Source organism: Nocardia terpenica, from assembly GCF_013186535.1.
GTDB classification, from domain to species: domain Bacteria; phylum Actinomycetota; class Actinomycetes; order Mycobacteriales; family Mycobacteriaceae; genus Nocardia; species Nocardia terpenica.
The window spans coordinates 349797-368481 of sequence record NZ_JABMCZ010000001.1; the positions used below are offsets into that span (position 1 = coordinate 349797).

23 protein-coding genes are annotated in these 18685 nt (G+C 69.0%); 16 read left to right on the forward strand and 7 right to left on the reverse strand.

What is annotated here, in order from left to right:
* Nucleotides 1–7 precede the first annotated feature (7 nt).
* The 9 genes from HPY32_RS01660 to HPY32_RS01700 all read left to right on the forward strand — a co-directional run bounded on the left by HPY32_RS01660 (nt 8) and on the right by HPY32_RS01700 (nt 7302).
* Nucleotides 8–241 (forward strand): acyl carrier protein, encoded by a 234-nt coding sequence (locus tag HPY32_RS01660; protein WP_157777340.1) that lies wholly within the window; start codon nt 8–10, stop codon nt 239–241.
* Entirely contained in the window at nt 238–1755 is a 1518-nt protein-coding gene (locus HPY32_RS01665; RefSeq protein WP_082870908.1) for an SDR family oxidoreductase, read from the forward strand. The genes HPY32_RS01660 and HPY32_RS01665 overlap by 4 nt, the downstream gene beginning before the upstream one ends.
* On the forward strand, nt 1718–2698 hold the full coding sequence (locus tag HPY32_RS01670) for an ABC transporter ATP-binding protein (protein WP_067582460.1): 981 nt from the start codon (nt 1718–1720) through the stop codon (nt 2696–2698). The genes HPY32_RS01665 and HPY32_RS01670 overlap by 38 nt, the downstream gene beginning before the upstream one ends.
* Nucleotides 2685–3476: an ABC transporter permease gene (locus HPY32_RS01675; RefSeq protein WP_082870909.1), complete on the forward strand. Its 792-nt coding sequence runs from the start codon at nt 2685–2687 to the stop codon at nt 3474–3476. Before HPY32_RS01670 ends, HPY32_RS01675 begins: the two co-directional genes overlap by 14 nt.
* A 46-nt stretch (nt 3477–3522) precedes the next feature.
* A complete protein-coding gene (locus HPY32_RS01680; protein WP_067582463.1) occupies nt 3523–4683 on the forward strand; it encodes an AbrB family transcriptional regulator in 1161 nt (386 codons plus the stop codon).
* Nucleotides 4684–4769: 86 nt separating this feature from the next.
* Nucleotides 4770–5567, forward strand: a complete 798-nt coding sequence (locus HPY32_RS01685; protein ID WP_067582466.1) for an acyl-[acyl-carrier-protein] thioesterase — start codon at nt 4770–4772, stop codon at nt 5565–5567.
* A gap of 57 nt (nt 5568–5624) precedes the next feature.
* The gene (gene msrA, locus HPY32_RS01690) at nt 5625–6092 is read left to right on the forward strand and encodes a peptide-methionine (S)-S-oxide reductase MsrA (RefSeq protein ID WP_216675947.1); all 468 of its coding nucleotides are present in this window, start codon (nt 5625–5627) and stop codon (nt 6090–6092) included.
* Between the two features lie 199 nt (nt 6093–6291).
* Complete coding sequence (locus HPY32_RS01695; RefSeq protein WP_067585576.1) at nt 6292–7089, forward strand: alpha/beta fold hydrolase; 798 nt, start codon at nt 6292–6294, stop codon at nt 7087–7089.
* A 66-nt stretch (nt 7090–7155) separates the two neighbouring features.
* On the forward strand, nt 7156–7302 hold the full coding sequence (locus HPY32_RS01700) for a DUF1059 domain-containing protein (RefSeq protein ID WP_067582473.1): 147 nt from the start codon (nt 7156–7158) through the stop codon (nt 7300–7302).
* 10 nt (nt 7303–7312) lie between these two features.
* On the opposite strand, the gene HPY32_RS01705 is transcribed toward HPY32_RS01700, so the two are convergent.
* Together HPY32_RS01705 and HPY32_RS01710 are read right to left on the reverse strand one after the other, a co-directional pair.
* The gene (locus HPY32_RS01705; protein ID WP_082870910.1) at nt 7313–7975 is read right to left on the reverse strand and encodes a DUF4232 domain-containing protein; all 663 of its coding nucleotides are present in this window, start codon (nt 7973–7975) and stop codon (nt 7313–7315) included.
* 460 nt (nt 7976–8435) lie between these two features.
* Nucleotides 8436–9503, reverse strand: coding sequence for a zinc-binding dehydrogenase (locus HPY32_RS01710; protein WP_067582477.1), 1068 nt, complete (start codon nt 9501–9503; stop codon nt 8436–8438).
* 69 nt (nt 9504–9572) lie between these two features.
* Between HPY32_RS01710 and HPY32_RS01715 the strand changes: the two genes are divergently transcribed.
* The 4 genes from HPY32_RS01715 to HPY32_RS01730 all read left to right on the forward strand — a co-directional run bounded on the left by HPY32_RS01715 (nt 9573) and on the right by HPY32_RS01730 (nt 12363).
* Complete coding sequence (locus HPY32_RS01715; RefSeq protein ID WP_067582480.1) at nt 9573–10373, forward strand: helix-turn-helix transcriptional regulator; 801 nt, start codon at nt 9573–9575, stop codon at nt 10371–10373.
* A gap of 381 nt (nt 10374–10754) precedes the next feature.
* Complete coding sequence (locus tag HPY32_RS01720) at nt 10755–11651, forward strand: helix-turn-helix domain-containing protein (RefSeq protein ID WP_082870911.1); 897 nt, start codon at nt 10755–10757, stop codon at nt 11649–11651.
* Nucleotides 11641–11847, forward strand: coding sequence for a DUF397 domain-containing protein (locus HPY32_RS01725; RefSeq protein ID WP_067582486.1), 207 nt, complete (start codon nt 11641–11643; stop codon nt 11845–11847). The genes HPY32_RS01720 and HPY32_RS01725 overlap by 11 nt, the downstream gene beginning before the upstream one ends.
* A 135-nt stretch (nt 11848–11982) precedes the next feature.
* Nucleotides 11983–12363 carry a hypothetical protein gene (locus HPY32_RS01730; RefSeq protein ID WP_156674151.1) on the forward strand — a complete coding sequence of 127 codons (381 nt, stop codon included), beginning with the start codon at nt 11983–11985 and terminating at the stop codon, nt 12361–12363.
* Between the two features lie 8 nt (nt 12364–12371).
* Here the strand turns inward: HPY32_RS01730 and HPY32_RS01735 are convergent, their stop codons facing one another.
* Together HPY32_RS01735 and HPY32_RS01740 are read right to left on the reverse strand one after the other, a co-directional pair.
* On the reverse strand, nt 12372–12956 hold the full coding sequence (locus tag HPY32_RS01735; protein WP_171982690.1) for a hypothetical protein: 585 nt from the start codon (nt 12954–12956) through the stop codon (nt 12372–12374).
* Nucleotides 12953–13606 carry a papain-like cysteine protease family protein gene (locus tag HPY32_RS01740; protein WP_067582499.1) on the reverse strand — a complete coding sequence of 218 codons (654 nt, stop codon included), beginning with the start codon at nt 13604–13606 and terminating at the stop codon, nt 12953–12955. Before HPY32_RS01740 ends, HPY32_RS01735 begins: the two co-directional genes overlap by 4 nt.
* A 304-nt stretch (nt 13607–13910) precedes the next feature.
* Here HPY32_RS01740 and HPY32_RS01745 point away from each other — a divergent pair, with 304 nt between their 5' ends.
* Nucleotides 13911–14765 (forward strand): C1 family peptidase, encoded by an 855-nt coding sequence (locus HPY32_RS01745; RefSeq protein ID WP_197696394.1) that lies wholly within the window; start codon nt 13911–13913, stop codon nt 14763–14765.
* Here HPY32_RS01745 and HPY32_RS01750 read toward each other — a convergent pair.
* Together HPY32_RS01750 and HPY32_RS01755 are read right to left on the reverse strand one after the other, a co-directional pair.
* Nucleotides 14762–15325, reverse strand: a complete 564-nt coding sequence (locus HPY32_RS01750; protein ID WP_231951465.1) for a TerD family protein — start codon at nt 15323–15325, stop codon at nt 14762–14764. The genes HPY32_RS01745 and HPY32_RS01750 overlap by 4 nt on opposite strands.
* A 196-nt stretch (nt 15326–15521) precedes the next feature.
* A complete protein-coding gene (locus HPY32_RS01755; RefSeq protein ID WP_082870913.1) occupies nt 15522–16214 on the reverse strand; it encodes an MIP/aquaporin family protein in 693 nt (230 codons plus the stop codon).
* Between the two features lie 167 nt (nt 16215–16381).
* Here HPY32_RS01755 and HPY32_RS01760 point away from each other — a divergent pair, with 167 nt between their 5' ends.
* Nucleotides 16382–16993: a TetR/AcrR family transcriptional regulator gene (locus tag HPY32_RS01760; protein WP_067582501.1), complete on the forward strand. Its 612-nt coding sequence runs from the start codon at nt 16382–16384 to the stop codon at nt 16991–16993.
* Here HPY32_RS01760 and HPY32_RS01765 read toward each other — a convergent pair.
* Nucleotides 16974–17858, reverse strand: a complete 885-nt coding sequence (locus tag HPY32_RS01765; protein WP_067582504.1) for an SAM-dependent methyltransferase — start codon at nt 17856–17858, stop codon at nt 16974–16976. The genes HPY32_RS01760 and HPY32_RS01765 overlap by 20 nt on opposite strands.
* Nucleotides 17859–17897: 39 nt before the next feature.
* On the opposite strand from HPY32_RS01765, the gene HPY32_RS01770 reads away from it, so the two are divergent.
* A complete protein-coding gene (locus HPY32_RS01770; protein ID WP_171982691.1) occupies nt 17898–18521 on the forward strand; it encodes an HAD family hydrolase in 624 nt (207 codons plus the stop codon).
* Nucleotides 18522–18685 lie beyond the last annotated feature (164 nt).

Consider the following 18685-nt stretch of genomic DNA (forward strand, 5'->3'; position numbering starts at 1 on the left):
TCAACTGATGGAACGTTTGCTCGAGGTGTTCGCCACCGTCGTCGGCGAACCGGCCGCGTTCGGTCCCGAGACCGCCCGTGGCGATATGGACGTCTGGGATTCGCTCGCCCAGGTGCGGCTGGTGTACGCGGTCGAGCGCGCCTTCGGCGTGGAGCTGCCCGAGCGGCTGCTCACCTCGGAGGTCTCGCTCGCCGACTTCGCCGCCGCGGTGGCGGCCGCGCAGCGAGCGCTGACGTCATGACCACCCGGGCGTTCCGGCTCACCGACGCCGACGTGGCGGCCTATGCCGACGCGGTCGGCGATCGCAACCCGCTGCACGTCGATGCCGACTTCGCGCGCCGATCCCCCTACGGCCGCCCGATCGCGCACGGCGCCCTGGTCGCGACCCTCGCTCTGGCCGCCCTGTTCGACACCGTGGATCCCCGTCTGGTGCACGGCATTCGGACCACCTTCCGCCAGCCCGCCGTGCCGGGACGGCGCTACGAGATCGAGTGGACGCTCACCCCGGGCGAGGCGCGCGGCCGGGTCAGCTTCGGCGGCGTGGAGGCGGTCGGCATCCGCTGCACGCTCGGTCCCGGGCTGCGCTTCTCCGAGGAGCACAGCGACTGCGTCCCGCACCTGATGCAGCCGCGCCGCCTCGACCCGGCCGACCCGCCCGGACCCGAAACCGGGTGCTACGCGGTCGATCACCGCGGCATCGCCGCGCTGGCGGACCGGCTCATCGGCGGCCGGGTGCCCGAACACGTGGCCACCGTGCTGGGCTGGGTGAGCTACTGGACCGGCATGTGCACGCCCGGCCGGGACGCGCTGCTGGTGGCGTTCGCGGTGGACCTGCTCGGCGCGGGCTTCGGGCCGATCGAATTCCATACCGACGCACCGGATGTCGACCGCCGGTCCGGGCTGATCACGCTGCACGCGCGGACCCGCTGCGGGGTGAGCGCCGACGTGACGGTGGAAAGCCTGGTCCGCGAACCGGTTCCGGGCCCCGACCCGGCGGAGCTGGCCGCGGTGCTGCCGCCGTCGTCGGCGCTGGCCGGGCGCACCGTCCTGGTCGTCGGCGGCAGCCGCGGCCTGGGCGCGGCCGTCTCGCTGGGCCTGGCCGGGCAGGGCGCGCGGGTCCTGGTCGGCTGCTCCCGCTCCCCCGACGCGCTGCTGGCGGCCGCACCCGACCAGCGCGACCGGCTGCGCCCGGTGGTGGTGGACGCGAGCAAGCCGCGCGCCCTGGACGCGGCGCTGCCCGACACCCCGCTCGACGGGGTGGTAGTGCTGGCCGCGCCCGCCATTCCGACCCTGCCGCTGGCCCCGGACGCGGTCGACTCCGCCACCGAATTCCTCACCGAGAGCGCCCGATTGGTGCTCGCGCCGCTGTCGGTGTGCACCGGGCGGCTGCGGCCCGAGGCGTCGGTGGTGCTGGTCTCCTCGGAGGCGGTGACCGACCCGCCGCAGGGCTGGGCCCATTACGCGGCGGCGAAATTCGCGGTCGAGGGGCTGGCACACTATGTGGCACGCCATCATTCGTGGCGGGTCTCGGTGGTCCGGCCGCCCCGGCTGTGGACCGAACTGACCAACACTCCGGGCGGTCGCGCCCGGAGCAACCCCATCGGACCGGTCGCGGCCGCCATCGTCGGGGCCTTCACCGCCCCGGCGGGCGCGCCCGGCGAGGTGCGCGTCCTCGGGGAACCCGAAACGTTGCCGACGCCGAGCGAGGAGGTGTGGCGTGCTGGAAATCCACGACCTGAACAAGTCCTACGGTAAGAAGAAGGTGCTCACCGGGGTTGATCTGACCGTGCGGCCCGGCGAGGTGCTGGGCCTGCTCGGCCCCAACGGCGCGGGCAAGACCACCACCGCCTCGATCGTGGCCGGGCTGACCGCCGCCGATTCGGGGACGGTGCGCGTCGCCGGGATCGACATCCGCACCGACCCGCGCCAGGCCCGCCGCCGGCTCGGCCTGGCCCCGCAGGAACTCGGCGTGTACCCGATCCTGACCGCGCGGGAGAACATGGAGTTCTTCGGGCGGCTCATGGGTGTGGGCCGCACCGAGCTGCCCGCGCGGATCGCGGAAGTGGCCGAGCGCCTGGGCATCACGCCGTTCCTCGGCACTCGGGCGCACAACCTGTCCGGCGGCCAGCAGCGCCGCCTGCACACCGCGCTGGCGCTGCTGCACCGGCCCGAGGTGCTGTGGCTGGACGAGCCCACGGTGGGCGCGGACGTCACGGCCCGCCAAGACCTGCTCACCGAGGTGCGCGGGCTCGCCGACAGCGGCGCGGCGGTCGTCTACGCCACCCACTACCTGCCCGAGCTGGAGGTACTCGGCGCGCGCGTGGTGGTGTTGCATCACGGGCGCATCCTGGCCGAGGGATACGCCCCCGAACTCGTCGAGCGCTATGCGAAATCCGCTGTGAGCCTGGAATTCTCGGACTCGGTGCCGGAGGGGCTGGGCGCCTGGCGGGGTCTGCCCGGCGCGACCGTCACCGACGGGCGGATCCTCACCGTGCCCACCGGTTCTCCCGGTCAGCTGCTGGCCCAGCTGTTCGCCACCCTGGGCGGCGACGCGGATCGGTTGCTGTCGGCCGAGGTGCACCACCCCAACCTGGAGAACGCCTACCTGGCGATCATGGCCGCGGCGGGCGACTCCGATCCCGACGACGACATCGTCGTCCCGGACGCCGCGGAAAGGAGTTCCGATGTTGTTGCATGATTCCGCGCTCGCCCGGGTGCGCGCGCTGTCGTGGGCGGACTTCCACCGCATCCGCTCCGATCCCGCGCAGCTGATCATCATGACGGTGCTGCCGATCGGCTTCATGGCCTTCCTGACCCCGATCGACAAGTATCAGCTGCGGCTCGCGGGTGGCTACCCGCACGCCAACGGGGTCGAACAGGCCGGTCCCGGAGCGATCGTGCTGTTCGCCTTCTTCATCACCAGCCTGCTGGGCGCCTCGTTCTTCCGCGAACACGAGTGGGGCACCTGGGATCGGCTGCGGGCCGCACCGGTGCGGGCCGCGGAGATCATCGCGGGCAAATCGTTTCCGCTGCTGGTGTTCTCGGCACTACAGCTGACGATCGTGTGGGTCGTCGCCTTCTGGGTCTTCGACCTGCACAGCGAGGGCTCGGTGGTCTGGCTGGCCCTGCTGACCGCCTGCCTATCGATAGCGACCTGGGGGTTCGGCATCGCGCTGGTGTCGGTCTGCAAGTCCATCGATCAGCTGACGATCATCGCGCAACCGATCTCGCTGGCCCTCGGCGGTCTCGGTGGCACCATCGCCGCGCGGGACACGCTCCCGGACTGGGCGAAGAGCCTGTCGCCGGTCACGCCGCAGTATTGGGCGCTGAAGGGGTTCAGGGCGGTCATCCTGGAGGGCGGTGGCTTCGACGCCGTGGCCACGCCCTGTGTCGTATTACTCGGTGTCGGCGCCGCCGGTGCGCTGATCGCCACATTCCGATTCAGATTGAGCCACGCCAAGATCGGACGGAGTTGAGTCGGGTATGTTCCGGCGGGTAAGACCCCGGCCCGCGCGGGCGGGTATGACGGGAAAGCAGGCGATCGGCTGGGTGGCGCTGCTGGGTGCGGTGCTCGTGGTCGCCGAAATGCTCGACCGGGTGCGGTTTCCCGCGCCCCAGATGATTCTCGCGATCGTGGTCGGCGGCGGGCTGGCGGTGGCGGGGCGGCTGCCCGCCCCGCTGCCGCGCGAGGTGTCGATCGGTGTGCAGGCGCTGCTCGGGGTGCTGATGGGCAGCTATCTCGAGGTGTCGCTGCTGAGTTCGATCGGGCTGGCGCTGCTGCCGGTGCTGGCCATCACCGTCGCGACGCTGGTGGTGAGCGTGCTGGTGTCGATGGTGTTCGCGCGGGCCTGCAAGGTGACGCTGCCGACGGCGACGCTGGGCCTGCTGGCGGGCGGGTCGGCCGCGGTGGTGTCGTGCGCCGACGAGATGGACGCCGATGTGCGGCAGGTGGCGTTCATGCAGTACCTGCGGGTCATGCTGGTGGCGGTGAGCGCCCCGGCCATCGGCGCGCTGCTCGACAACGGCGGTCACGTCGCGAGGGTGGCGGCGACGACGGCCCACCAGGTCACCGATCCCGATCTGCCGCACTGGATGGTGGTCGGCCGCGGCGACCAGGTCGCGGGGGTGTGCACCGCGATCGTGCTGTCGCTGATCGGTATTCGGCTCGGCCGCTCCCTGCGCATCCCGAGCCCCGCGCTGATCGGCCCGATGCTGCTGACCGCCGCGGTCACCGCGCTGGGCATCAGCCACGGGTACGCGCCCACCAATCTGTTCAAGGAACTGCTGTTCGTGCTGATCGGGTTCGACGTCGGCACCCGCTTCACCCGGGCCGTGGTGCTGGAGATGGCTCGCATGATTCCCGGCATGACCGTCGCCATCGTCGGCCTGTCGGCGGTGGTCGCCGCGCTGGCGTATCTGCTGTCGCTGTTCGTGCCGCTGGAACTGTCCGACCTCTACCTGGCCACCACGCCCGGCGGCATCAATGCGGTGATCGCCGCCGCCGAGGGCATGAACGCGAATATGCCGCTGATAACCAGTGTGCAAAGTGTGCGGCTGCTGTTCATGGTCGCCATGCTGCCGCTGATGATGCGCCTGTTGCGCAGCTGCGTGGACCGGGTGCAGGTGCCCGAGACCGTTCCCGAGGACACCGCCGTCCTCGAACCCGCGCTCGTCCCGGAATGACGAGATAACTCCGCACGGATACGATGATCACAATTCGGATCGTGCTCGACTGCCCAGTATCGGATGAACGTCCGGAGGTCTTGTCGATGACGAAACAGCTTGTGATCGAGAACCAGGCGTTACGGCCGTTGGCCTCGGTGCCCGCGGCCGGACACATCTTCGATGTCGATCGCCGGTTGGGCACCGTGGAGCTGGACGAGCGGCAGTGCCTGCGGGTGGACGGCGTCGCGCGGTATCTGCAGGATGTGGGCGTCGATCACCTCGAGCACGTGGGCGCGCTGCGCGAGCATCCGCACTGGATCGTGCGGCGCACCGTGATCGACGTGATCCGCCCCATCGCCTGGCCCGCCGAGCTGCGGCTGCGGCGCTGGTGTTCGGGCCTGTCCTCGCGCTGGTGCACCATGCGGGTGCGGCTGGACGCCGACAACGGCGGACCGATCGAGACCGAGGGCTTCTGGATCCATATGAACAAGGAGTCCATGAGCCCGTCCCGCTTCTCCGACCGCTTCTTCGACCTGCTGGCCACCACCACCGACGAGCACCGCTTACGCTGGCGGCAGTGGCTGAACGAGCCGCTGCCGTCCGCCGCGGGCGCGCGATTCCCGTTGCGCCGCAGCGATATCGACCATTTCGAGCATCTCACCAACACCGCCTACTGGGACGGCGTGCACGAGTTCGCGGCCACCGCGCCGGATCTCACCGCCGGTCCGCACCGTTACGTCCTGGAATACAACCGCCCGATCCGCTTCGGCGAGGACGTGCACATCCACGCCGAGCGCACCGCCGAGGCACTGACCCTGTGGTTCGCCGTCGACCGCGAGGTCCGCGCGGTGGCCCGCATCGGCGAACTTCCGGGAGAATGGCACCGACCGCAGTTCACATAAGGAGGAACCGTGACCGATACGCGGACAGCGATTCTGGCCGGTGGGTGCTTCTGGGGCATGGAGGACCTGATTCGCAAGCAGCCCGGGGTGGTGTCGACCCGGGTCGGCTACACCGGTGGCAGCAACGATCATCCGACCTACCGCAACCATCCGGGCCACGCGGAGGCCGTGGAGATCGTCTACGACCCCGCGCGCACGGATTATCGTGCGCTGCTGGAGTTCTTCTTCCAGATCCACGACCCGACCACCAAGGACCGCCAGGGCAACGACATCGGTACCAGCTACCGATCGGCCATCTTCTACCTCGACGACGAGCAGAAGCGGGTCGCGCTGGAGACCATCGCCGATGTCGAGGACTCGGGGCTGTGGCCCGGCAAGGTGGTCACCGAGGTGACCCCGGCGAGCGAATTCTGGGAGGCCGAGCCCGAGCATCAGGACTACCTGCTGCGCTACCCGGACGGCTACACCTGCCACTTCCCGCGGCCGGGCTGGAAGCTGCCGAAGCGGCAGACCACCGCGCGGTAGCCGCGAAATCGTAGCTCCCCCACGGGCTCCGCGCGGGGGGTAGGGTCGGTCGCGCGGATGTCGGGGTCGTTCCCAGCGGGGGACGGGCGAAAGGGCGGTGCGCGTGGTCGGTGGGATCCTGGAGCAGGAGCGGTGGCGGGGGCACACATTCGGCCGCAGCGCGTTCGCCCGGACCGAGGACGCTCGGAGACTGCACTACATGGTGCGGGGGACGGGCGAACCGACCGTCGTCTTCGAGTCGGGCATGGGGTTCTCGCGATCGATCTGGGGCCTGGTGCAACCGGCGGTGGCCGAGCGGGTCCGCACCGTCGTCTACGACCGGGCCGGAACCGGGCGCAGCGACGACGATCCGCGCCCGCGCACGCTGGCCCGGCTCTCCGGCGACCTCGATGCCCTGCTGCGGGAGTTGGGGCCCGGCCCGTACGTGCTGGTCGGGCACAGCTGGGGCGGGCCGATCGTGCGGGTCACCGCGGAGTCCGACCCCGAGCGCATCCGGGGGCTGGTCCTGGTCGATCAGAGCGACGAGAACTGCGCGCTGTATTTCGCGCGCGCGGCCCGGCGCAACCGGGTCGCGACCCGCGTGCTGCTGCCGGTGCTCGCCGGGTCCGGGCTGTATCGCAGGCTCGGCGGGAGGCTGGGCGCGGCGCAACCGGCCGATGTCGTGGCCGATCACCACGCCGAGGATTTCACCGTGCGGGCCGCCCGCACCCTGCTCGCCGAACAGGACAGCTTCGCCTCCGAGCTGCGGCGGCTGCGCGACCGGCGGATCGACCTCGGCGAGATCGAGATGAGCGTCATCTCCGGCACGCGAATGCCGCGGCGCGGCGGGCTCGAGCGCGCGGCGCTCATCGACGCCCACCGCCGCACCGCCACCCGCACCCCCAACGCCCGCCACATCGAGGCCGCCCGTTCCGGCCACCTGGTCATGTTCACCGAGCCGGACCTGGTCATCTCCGAAATCCTCCGCCTGGCCGGGGCCGCGACGCAGAGCCGTTGAGGTGCAAGGGTTTCGGTATCCGTGGATGATGGTCTGTGTCGATACCGACGACATCGGAGAGGTGACATGAAGACCAAGCTCAACTGCCCGTGCGGCGAGTACATCACGGGCACCGACGAAGACGATCTGGTGGCCAAGACCCAGGCCCACCTGGCCGCCAAGCACCCCGGGCACGACTACTCCCGCGACGAGATCCTGTTCATCGCGTACTGAGCGGCCGCCGTCAGCCCCGGGGAGCAGTGCCGGGGTGGATGGGGCCGATGGTGAGGGAATGGATGTCCGGGCCCGCGCAGTGCTGGGTCTGCCACGGGAGGAACAGCGACGCCGTCTGATCCGGCGGGTAGATGCGCAGGCCCGCGGCGGGCGAGAGCTTGCACTGGGCCGGGTCGTAGCCACCGATTCCATTGCTGTCGTGCAGCAGCGCGCTGGCCTGGTCGCCCGGTTGCAGGGTCACGGTCTGGACCGGGCCCTCCGCGCGGGTGGCCGGATTGCCGGACTGGTCGCCGGATTCGGTGACGTAGGAGACCCCCGGGTAGCCGGTCAGGGCGCAGGCGATGCCGGAGGAGTTGGTGAAGACCACCGTCACGTACAACTGTCCCGCGCCCACGCCCTGCTGGCCCTTCGCGACCGAAAGCTGGCTGGTGGCACACTCTTCCGCCCACCTGGACTCCGTCGCCGGGGAGGTGGCCGGAGCGCCGCCGCCCGACCCGGACGCCGCCGCGCTAGCACTCGGCGCGGCCGACGTCCCCGCGCCCCCGGCGGTGGTGGCCCCGCCCGCACCACCTCCGCTACTACACGCCGTCAGGGCCAGCGTGGCCCCCACGAGAACGGCGGCCGGGCCTGCCGCCAGGCGAATCATCCGGTACCTCGGGCTGATCGGCATCATCGTGAACTCCCTATGTCTCTCGGATTATCGCCGGAATAGATTGTGCCGTTTCCACTTTCGCGGGTGGGTTCCCGGTCGAAGCATGCCGGGAACCCGGGGGAGGCATGCCGGGAACTCGGGGAGCGTGCCGGAACTTGGTGCCGGGACTAGGGGGAAGTGTGTCGGGAACTCGGGAGAAGTGTGCCGGAACTGGGGGAGTGTGCCGGGGCCTCAGGGAAAGTGTGCCGGGAACTGGGAGGAGGTGGGTCGGGAACCTGGGGCGCGCCGGGAACCGGCTGGGGGCATGCCGGGAACCGGGGGGCGTACCGGTTTCGTGAGCGGTGAGTTCCCGGCCAAAAGCACGCCGGGAACTGGAGGAGACATGCCGGGATCGTGGTCCTCCCGGCTTGTTCTCCGCGTGGTCCCCTCTCTCGGTTCCGACGTGGTCCTTCTCTTGTTCCCGGCGTGCTTTTGGCCGGGATCAGGGGATGAGGACGACGATGGTGAGGCTGTGGGAGTTGGCGGCGGTGGTGAGGGCGGTGGTGGGGGTGTCGAGGGAGACGGTGGTGATGTTCAAGGGGGAGAGATTCAGGACGCCGGTGCGGAGCATGGACCATAGGGTCAGGAGGGTGGTGTCGCGGCACATCCAGGAGCCGCGGAGGGTGAGGCGGCGGTGCATGAAGTCGCCGTAGGGGATTGGCAGGTTCTGGCGGACGCCGCCCACCAGGACCCAGGTGCCGTCGGGGCGGAGGGCGTCGTATCCGGCCATGGTCGGGTCGGGGGTCGGGACCGCGCCGAGGGCGTCGACTACCGCGTCGATCGGTCCGGCGGCGGCGATCGCCTGGCCGTCCACACCGCGATTTCCGGTGAGCGGCACCGGGATCACGCGCGGATCAAGGCCCGCGAGCGCGTCCAGCGATTCTCGATTGCGGCCGTACGCGACCACCGCCGCCGCCCCGCGCGCCAGCGCGACCAGCACCGCCGCCCCGCCGAGCTGACCCGTCGCACCGACCACGGCGACGATCTGCCCGGCGCGCACCCCGGCCCGCTCGACCGCCTCCGCCGCGACGCCCAGCCACGGCAGAAACGCCAGCCGCTCTACGGGATAGGCGTCCGCGCCCGGCAGCGCGACCAGCGTCCGCTCCGGCAGCACCGCCCGCTCGGCGAACATGCCGTCGCGCCACACCGCGCGCATGCGATCGGTGACCGGGGTGGCCCGGCCGTCGCCGCCGATCCCCGTCCAGCCCAGCAGCGCCTCCTCGGGATCGCTGGTCCGGCCCGACCGGAACAGGCCGGTCGCCACGACGATATCGCCCTGCCGCACGCCGAACACGTCGTCGGCGGTCGCGGTGACGCGCCCGATTCCGGTGGGGCCCAGCACGATCGGGGTCGGGAACCCGCCGCGTCCGCCCGCCACCAGCACATCGGTGTAGGCGGGAATCTGGACGGCCAGCACGTCCAGGGTGGCCCCGCCGCCGCGCAGCCGGGGCTCGGGCACCTCCGCGAGGCGCAGTCCACTGTCCGGCGTCATCATCTGCCATGCCTTCATGACCACTAGTTCACGCGCGGCCCGGCGTGGTATCCAGGGCCGCGTGATGGTGGAATCGGGAGTGACACGATGACGAGCGAGCATCGAGCGGCGGCGCGCCGCGAACTCGGCAGCTTCCTGCGGGCACGCCGCGAGCGCACCACCCCGGAGGAGATGGGCCTGCCCGGCTCGCCCCGGCGGCGCACCCCCGGCCTGCGCCGCGAAGAACTCGCGGTGCTCGCGGGAGTCAGCACCACGTGGTACGCGTACCTGGAGCAGGGCCGGGACGTCCATCCGTCGGATCAGGTACTGGCGGCGATCGCGAATGCGTTGCGGCTCACCGGAGCTGAGCGCACCCACCTGCGCGCACTGGCGGACGGCACGGCCCGCGAGCCCCTACCCGCCGCACCGGCCCCCGCCGAGACGGTCGCCGCACCGGTCGCGGCGATCCCCGCCCTGGTCGCCCCCGCCCCCGCATACATCACCGGCGCCACCACCGACGTGCTGGTGTGTAACGACGCGGCCACCGAATACTTTCCGGGACTGTTCGTTTCGTCCGAGCACCCGAATCTCGCACGCTGGGTATTCCTCGACCCCGAATCCCGCCACGTGCTGGTCGACTGGGCGGAGGTAGCGCAATCGGTACTGGCGCGACTGCGAACCAATGCCGGGCGACACCCGGGCGACGAGCGCTTCACCCGCCTCGCCGCCGAACTCCGCGCGGGCAGCCCCGAAGCGAACGCCTGGTGGTCGCGATACGACATCGCGTCAAATCGCTCCGGCGCCAAACAAATTCGCCATCCCACCCACGGCCTCCTCACCCTCATCCACGCCGCCTTCACCGTCGCAGATGCCCCGGAACAGGTCCTGGTCGTGTATTCGCTGCCGTGAGTGACCTGTCAGGACAGGTAGCCGCGCCGACGACATATCTCCCGAAGGATACTTTCGGTGCCGCATTCGTGGCCCTGGTGAAGCTGGTAATTGAACAGCAACGGGGGAATTTCTTTCGGGCGCAGCTGGTTCAGATCCACCTTGTATGGGCAGGGACAGGCGCCGCGTGCGCCGTTTTCATATTTCATATGCGTCTCGCATACCAATGGTAGTGGGATATTGGCCCCATAGGTCTACTCCGGTCCGAGAACGGTCGGAAGCTCTGACGCGGAAGATCCGCGTCAGAGGTGCCATACTTAAATTTCGGAACGCCCCGAAACAGGGGCTTCCGCAACGGAACATTCCGCAAAGGCGTACACCAAAAATAGTGAGGCTAACGAAATGGCCACTGGATCTACCCTCGCACGTAGAGCGCTCGGTCGGCAGTTGCACAAGCTTCGTGAACGCGCAAAGGTCAAGCAGGCCGAGGCGGCAAGACTGATCGGCGTGTCCCCTCAGACCATCGGCCGCCTGGAGGACGGCGAGACCACCCGCCCGAACGATGTATTTTTGAATATTCTTTGTGATGCCTACCGGGTCACCAACAAGGAACGCAAAATGGTGCTCGGGCTGTCTCGTGATGTTCGGAAAGCGGCAAAACAGGGCGGTGGGTGGTGGCGAGGCTTTGCGGACGAGTTTCCGGCGGACTTCGATCATTATCTCGCACTAGAGGATGCCGCGAATAGATTGACCGTATGGAGAACTACCATCCTTCCGGGATTGCTCCAGATCCCGGAGTACCGGCGGGCCATCGCATGGTCCGAGATTCCGCAGCTCTCGGCCGAGACGATCGATCAGCGAGTCGAACTCGTGGTCAGGCGACAAGCGAAGCTCGAGGATCCAGAGTTTCATTTGGACGCCCTCCTTTGGGAAGCCGTGCTTCGGGACCGGGTGGGCGGCGCCGCCGTGATGGCTGAGCAAGCCCGCCACCTTGCGAAACTGTCTGAGAGACAGAATGTTTCGATTCGCATCGTGCCATTCGACGCCCGTCAACGCCTCGGGGTCATGGTGGGCGCGTGCAGTCTTCTGGAGTTCCCGCCACTGCCGCAGTCCAAGGCTGCGGTGTCGCCCATCGTGTACGTCGAAGAGTACGTAGGGGACCTCTACTTCGAGCGTGAAGAGGAGGAGGTGCGGCCCTATCGAGACGCCTTGCGGGAGATCTCCCGTGTAGCGTTGGGTACTGCGGAGTCCAGGCAAAAAATCCTGGAGATAGCGGAGGAGCATCAGCGTGAATGTTGACCTGACCGATGCGAAGTGGTTCAAGTCCAGCCGCAGCTCAGGCAAGGATGCGTGCGTGGAGGTGGCGCACTTGGGTGGGGGTCTGGTTGGTATGCGCGACTCGAAGGACCCCGCCGGACCGGCGCTGGTCTTCACTCCTGCCGAGTGGGATGCCTTCACCTCGGGCGTGAAAGATGGTGAGTTCGACCGCGTCTGAGCTCGGGTACGTCGACAGCCCTGCCGGAAGTCCGGTGGGGCTTTGTCGTTTCGGGCGGCGCGACACCCATCCCGGAGCGCTGTGATCACGAATGTACAGAGATACCTTCACATACCGACGAAGAGGGGAAGCTCTGTGAGGATGCTGCTCGGCGCGTTCGCGTTGTCCACCGGTGCCGCGCTGGTGTGCATGCCGATCGCCAGTGCCAGGCCCGATGCGGGCGAAGCCAATGTCGCGGTGCTCAAGGTCAATCACGCCAACGGCGAGGTCACTGCCGCGTATGAATGCAGCGGCATAGAAAACCCGAAGATCGAAGTGACGTTGACGCACAAGGCGAACGGCAAAACCGGTAAGGGCGAGACCAACAAGCTGACATGCGACGGGAAACCACACTTCGCCGTCTTCGCGACCAACTTGGGGCCGGGAAAACACGGTGACAAGTACGACGCCGACATCAGTCTCGGCGAGACGGATGTGAGGATCCAAGGCCAGGAGGACGCGAACGTGGGCGGGTAGGTACTGGATCAGCGCGACGCCATCCAGCCGCGGAATTGGGCCGCGTCGAATACCCGGCCCTTCGGCATCGGAACGGTTCCGGGGGTGAGCACCGTGATTTCGGACCGCGTCCAGGCGAACCAGGTGTGTGTCGGATAGTCCAGTAGCAATCGGGAATTCGCGGGGAGCGGTTGGGTCGTTTCCTCCGTACCGGTCGCCACGGCGCGCGGCGGGTAGGACGGCGTCGGGACCAATTGCACGGTGTCGGTTTCGGGGCGGTCCGAAATACGTACCGGGACGGCGATATACGAGGCGACTCCGGCGCGGTCCAGCGGGGCGGCCGGGTCGGCGACGAAACCCGGGTTGGTCGCGTAGACCGTGACCGGGGTGCCGGACCGCCGGATCGCGGTGTTTCCGGCGGCGGCGCGGGCCGGATCCTGGGAGCGGAGAAACGATTCCGCGAGCCGCCGCACGCTGGGCGAATCCAGGGTGCGGTCGATGGCGGGGAGATCCGGTGCGGACACCCACGCGGGGGCGGGGGCGGGCTTGGGGTGGGTGCATCCCGGCAGGATCAGGGCGGCCGCGCCCACGCAGAGGGCGGCGCGCAGTCTCATCGCGGGGCGATGCCGTAATCCTCGCCGAACCATATCCAGTCGGGATTCTGCGTGTACGAACCGATGGTCTGGGTGACGCTGCGCCGCGAGGTCGGCCAGGGGTCACCGTAGGTGATGGTGTCGGCGGCCACGTCGTATCCGTAGATCACCTGCGCGTGGCCGCCGCCCGCCGTCCAGGCGATTCCGGCGATCACGGGGCGGTTCGCCGAGACCTCGTCGACCACCTTCGTCATCGAGAACGGCGCTCCCACAGCCGCATCGAAGCCGATCTGGTGGAAGGCCGCTGCGACCTGCTCCAGCGACGCCTGCTGATTCGGGCACGCGCCCGCGGAATCGGCACCGTGCACAAGTTTGCAGTAGTCGTTCTGGGTGATGGGCCTGCTCAGGTAGGTGGCGATCGAGGAGCCGTCGGCCGCCCAGCACCACTGATCGTGCGTCTGGGTCTGTTGCAGGTACGGGAGGGTCTGCGCGCCGAACGCGCCCGAGCGGGGCTCGGGGACCCGGGGCAGATCCAGGGTGACCGTCAGGCCGTGTGATCGCCCGGCCGGGGCCGGATCGGTGGCCGCGGGATCGGCGGCCGCGGTGCCGCCGCACGCGAGAACAGCCGAAACGGCGGTGAGCAGGCCGATAAGTTTCCATTTCAACCCCACGGCGGTCCGTCCTTCCGGAACAATTGTGCTCGGAAGATACCCAACCGTCCGGGTCCGCGCAACGGCAGCTGCCAGATTGTGCAGTTTTACAGGTCCGACATCGTTCTCAACCCGGAGTTAACGATCTTGCAGAAATTATTTGTTGCCAGGTCGGCGATCGTGTGGAAAACTCCTCGTCCAGTTCGATGATGCTTCCATCCTGAAGCGATAAGTCGCGCATGTGCCCGACCGAGTCGAACCCTTTCGAAGATTCACCCATTCGCGTGGGGTGGATGCCTCATGCGAAATTCCAGCAGGAGGAACCTTGCGCTACTCGAGTTTGTCCGCTGCCGTGGTATTCGCGATGGGGGTCGGCATCGCGACGGCCGGGGTGGCCGCGGGCGCCCCGGCCCCGGAGTTGAAGCACCACGCGCTGGGGCTCGACACCGCGGCCGCCAAGGACAGCCGCAGCCGCGACACCAGCGTCGGCCTGACGCTGCCGGTGCAGGTCGGCGCCGTCGGCGCGCCGCCCGCGTCCTATTCGTTGCAGCAGTACGCGCTGCCCGCGGGCGATCAGGGGCCGGTCGGGTCGTGTGTCGCCTGGGCGACGGGCTACAGCGGCTACGGCGTGCTGCTGAACGAGCAGAATATTTCCGGCGGGCCGATGGCCCCGATGTTCATCTATTCCCAGATCGCGAAGGGCAACGATACCGGCACCTATGCGGGCGTCGCGCTGCCGATGGAACAGCAGCAGGGCATCGATACCAAGTCCGACTACTGGCAGGGCGATTTCGACTACACCACCCAGCCCGATGCCAAGGAGCGCGCCAATGCCGCGCACTACAAACTCTCCGGCGCCAAGGACCTCACCAAGGGCGATATTGTGACGAATATCAAGCAGGCCATCGCCTCCGGTCTGCCCGTGCCCATCGGATTCGATGTCCGGGAGAGTTTCGAGAATTTGAACGGCAGCAATTACAATTACGATCCGTCGCCGAACGAGCGTATTCTCGGCGGTCACGAGGTCACCATCGTGGCCTATGACGCCAAGGGTGTCACCATTCAGAATTCGTGGGGTCCGGATTGGGGGAACAAGGGCTTCTTCACCGCGCCCTGGTCCTTCGTCACGGGTGGCGATGTGGACGAAATCCACTCGATGGGCAGGCTGATTCCCGCCTAGCCCGGGTCGCCCGGCGCGAGGTACCGCCGGACGTGCGGGATCGCGTCCACGGGATGGCTCGCGTCGAGCGGTCGCATGATCTCGCGGTACCGCCAGGCCGGGTCGGCGCGGTCCAGCGCGCCGACCACCAGGCCGGTGTGCGGGCCGCGGGGCAGGTCGTAGCGGGCGATCCGGGCCTCGGAGGCGGCGTCGACCAACTGGCAGAAGCCGTTGTCGACCTGCTCGAAAGTCTGTCCGGTGTAACAGGTTACGAGCGGGATGACGGTGGTGACGGCGGGGGACAGGCGGGTCAGGTCGACGGTGACGACCTCGTCCGCGCCGGGGCCCTCGCCGGTCACATTGTCGCCCAGCAGGCGGACCGCGCCGTCGGTGGAGGTGAGCTGCTCGTGATAGACGACGTCGGTTAGGCGGTCGTCGGCGAACAGCAGTACGGCGAGATTGAGATCGACTGCGACGCGGAGGGATCCGTACCAGCGGCGACGATTCAGGGGGTCCCAGCCTAGGCCGATGAGGAGGTACTCGAGCGGCAGGCCGTCCTCGCCGAGCAGGGGGATCGTCACCGGTCGTTCCCCTTTCGCGGATCGTTGATTGTTGCTGCTTCCACTCTAGTTGGGGGTTCCCGGCCAAAAGCATGCCGGGAACATGGTGGGGCGCATGCCGGGAACATGGTGGGGCATGCCGGGAAGATGGTGGGGCATGCCGGGAAGATGGTGGGGGCGTGTCGGGAACATGGTGGGGAGGGTGGCGTGGGTCGCGCTACCGATCGCTCGGGTTTAATGCGCGGAAGGCCAAGCCCGCGAGGGCTCCGCCGACCAGTTCGGCGATGACGTACAGGAGCGTGACAGGGCCGAAGAGGCCCATGGTCATGCCGCCCAGGACTACGGCGGGGTTGAATGCCGCGCCGGAGATGCCGCCGACGGCGATGGCGCCCGCGGCGACGGTGCCGCCGATGGCCAAGCCGTAGAACGAGTTTCGGGGGTGGTCGGCGCTGGTGGCCACGTTCAGGACCACGTAGGCCAGGGCGAAGGTGAACGGCAACTCCACCGTGAGCGCCCCGGCCAGCAGGTGGCCGGACGGGCTCAGCGAACGGTCCGCGGCCGGGCCGGTGACCGCGCGGACGATCAGCGCCGCGACCACGCCCGCCGCCAATTGGGCCACCCAGTAGCCGGTGGCGACGCTCGCCTCGATCCGGCCGCGGACCAGCGCGGCCATGGTCACGGCGGGGTTGTAGTGCCCGCCGGAGATGTGCCCGCCCGCGTAGATCATCACCGCGAGCGCCGCCCCGATGGCCAGCGGCGCGAGCGCGCTGCCGCTGTGTACCGCGGTGCCGACGGTGAAGACCAGAAAGAACGTGCCGATCGCCTCGACGGCGAGCCTGCGGGCGAGCGCCCCGTCGATCGCGTGCAGGACGTGCTGCGCGGTCGCCGGGCTCCGGTCTGCGGCAGTCATAGCGCTTCCTCCATTTTCGAAACTAAGAGTTCAGTTACTGCCAGGCTAGCGCGCTCGACGAACCGCGCGCCTGAGGAGAGTGTAAGAACTTCCGGTCGGCTATAATTACGAAACTGATAGTGCAATTTTTGAATACCCCGACCGTTCCGAACCCAGGAGATCCGAGGATGACCACCCCGGCGGCGCGGCGCGGCCGCCCCCGCAGCGAACGGGCCCGCGAGGCCACCCTGGACGCCACCATGACCCTGCTGCTCGAGCGGGGGCTCGCGGGCACCGGCATGGACGCGGTGGCCGCGGCCGCCGGGGTCAGCAAGGCGACCATCTATCGCTGGTGGCCGACCAAGGAGAGCCTGGCGATGGACGCGCTGTACCGGGAGTGGGCCGCCGTCCCGCCCGCCACGGATACCGGTGCGCTGCGCGAGGATCTGCGCGGCCTGCTGCTGCCGTGGGCGAACCTGGTGGCGCGCCGCCCGTACGGCCGCGTCTTCGTCGGCCTGCTGGCGGAGGTGCTGTCCGACCCGGACTTCGCGCTGGAGTACCGGAGCCGGTTCGTGGAGAACCGCCGCGAGGAGGGCAGGCTCATCCTGCAACGCGCCATCGGCCGCGGCGAGGTGTCCCCCGACATCCGCATCGAGGTGGTGCTGGACCTGCTCTACGGCCCGATCTACCACCGCATGCTGCACGGGCACGCGGCGCTCGACGACCGCTTCGTGGGCGAGGTCATCGACACCGTGCTGGACGGAATTCGGCCCGCCGCGGTCAGGGACGAACGGCCGTGATCAGTCCCGCCAGCGAGCGCGGCGCCGTCGGCCCGGCGCCGGGTTCGGCGGACAGGCGGCCGTGCCGGGCGAGGTAGTCCAGCAGGGCGATGCGCTCGCTCGTCCAGCCGCGGGCGGCGAACCAGGTCGCCGCCTCGGTGTGAGTCTCGCTGTAGATCAACCGGATCCAGTCGCCGCCGCCGGATTCGGCCTCGGCCGCGGCGATCACCTCCGGCGGGGCCACGCCGCGCTCGTCGGCCGCGATCCGGCTGCCGGAGGCGCTGAGCGCGTCGACGGATTCGAACAGCCGGGCCCGGGAGTCGGTCGACAGGTACGGTAGCAGGCCCTCGATCAGCCAGGCGGTCCCGGCGCGCGGGTCGAAACCGCACTCGCGCAACGCGGGTGGCCACGCGCCGTCCGGGTCGACCGGCACCTCGCGGCGCTCGGTCCGAGGTTTGTGTCCGGCGCCGGATATGGCCCGCTGCTTGAACTCCAGCACCGCGGGGCGGTCCACCTCGTAGACGACGGTGTCGTCGGGCCAGGACAGGCGGTAGGCGCGCGCGTCGAGGCCCGCCGCCACGATCACCACCTGGCGCAGCCCGGAATTCGTTGCGTCGCGGAGGTAGTGGTCGAAGTAGTGGATGCGGGCCGCCTGTAGTTCCTGGAAGAACACGCCGAAGTCGTTGTCGGTCAACGGATTGTCGGCCGCGGCGTGGTCGAGCAGCGCGGCCCACTCGCCGCCCGCGGCGCGCAGGAAGATCTCCGCGAAGGGGTCGACCGCGAGCGGGTCGGGGCCCCGGGCGGCCATGGCGCGGGCGGCGGCGACCTGCAAATCCAGGGACCCGACACCACATTCGGTGTTCCAGAAGTCGCCGTCGGGCCGCATGATCGTCAAAGTTACTCGTCATCGATCATGATTGCGGGTATGACGGATGAGACCTGGGTGCTGTTCGACTACGGCGGCGTGATCAGCCGCGACCAACCCGACGCCGACCGCGCCGCGCTGGAGCGGGCGGCCGGGGTCGACCCGGAGGCGTTCTGGGCCGCGTACTGGAATCACCGCCGCCCCTTCGACGACGGCTCGTACACCACCGCCGACTACTGGCGGGCCATCGCCGCCGATCTCGAAACCCGCTGGGACCATGACCGGATCGAGCTGCTCGCCGATCTCGACGTGCGCAGCTGGCTGCACCTGGACGCCGGGACCACCGAGATCATCCGCGCGCTGGCCGCCCGCGACCGGCCGATGGCGCTGCTGTCCAACGCCCCGCGCACTATCGCCGCCGCCCTCGCGGACCTGCCGGAGCTGACACCGCTGCGGCAGCTGTACTTCAGCTGCGACCTCCGCCTCGCCAAACCGGACCCCGACATCTACCACCGGGTGCTGGACGGCCTCGGCGCCCCCGCCGAGCGGGTGGTCTTCATCGACGACCGCCCGGAAAATCTCACGGCCGCAGCGACTGTGGGCATCCGCCCGATCCACTTCACCACCTCGGCCGACCTTGCCACCGACCTCGCCCGGGAACTGGACGATTCCTCGGCGGCGTAGCGGGGAAAATTTCCTGGCCAACGGCGAAATACTTCCATTCGGGAGAGCATTGCACAGGGCGATGCCGCGGGTACGCGGTGTCGCGGTTAACCGTGCCATCCTTTTCGGTCCGCCAATTGTTTTGCCCCACTGAATGTTTCGACCCGGCGGCGCGTCCCGGGTCG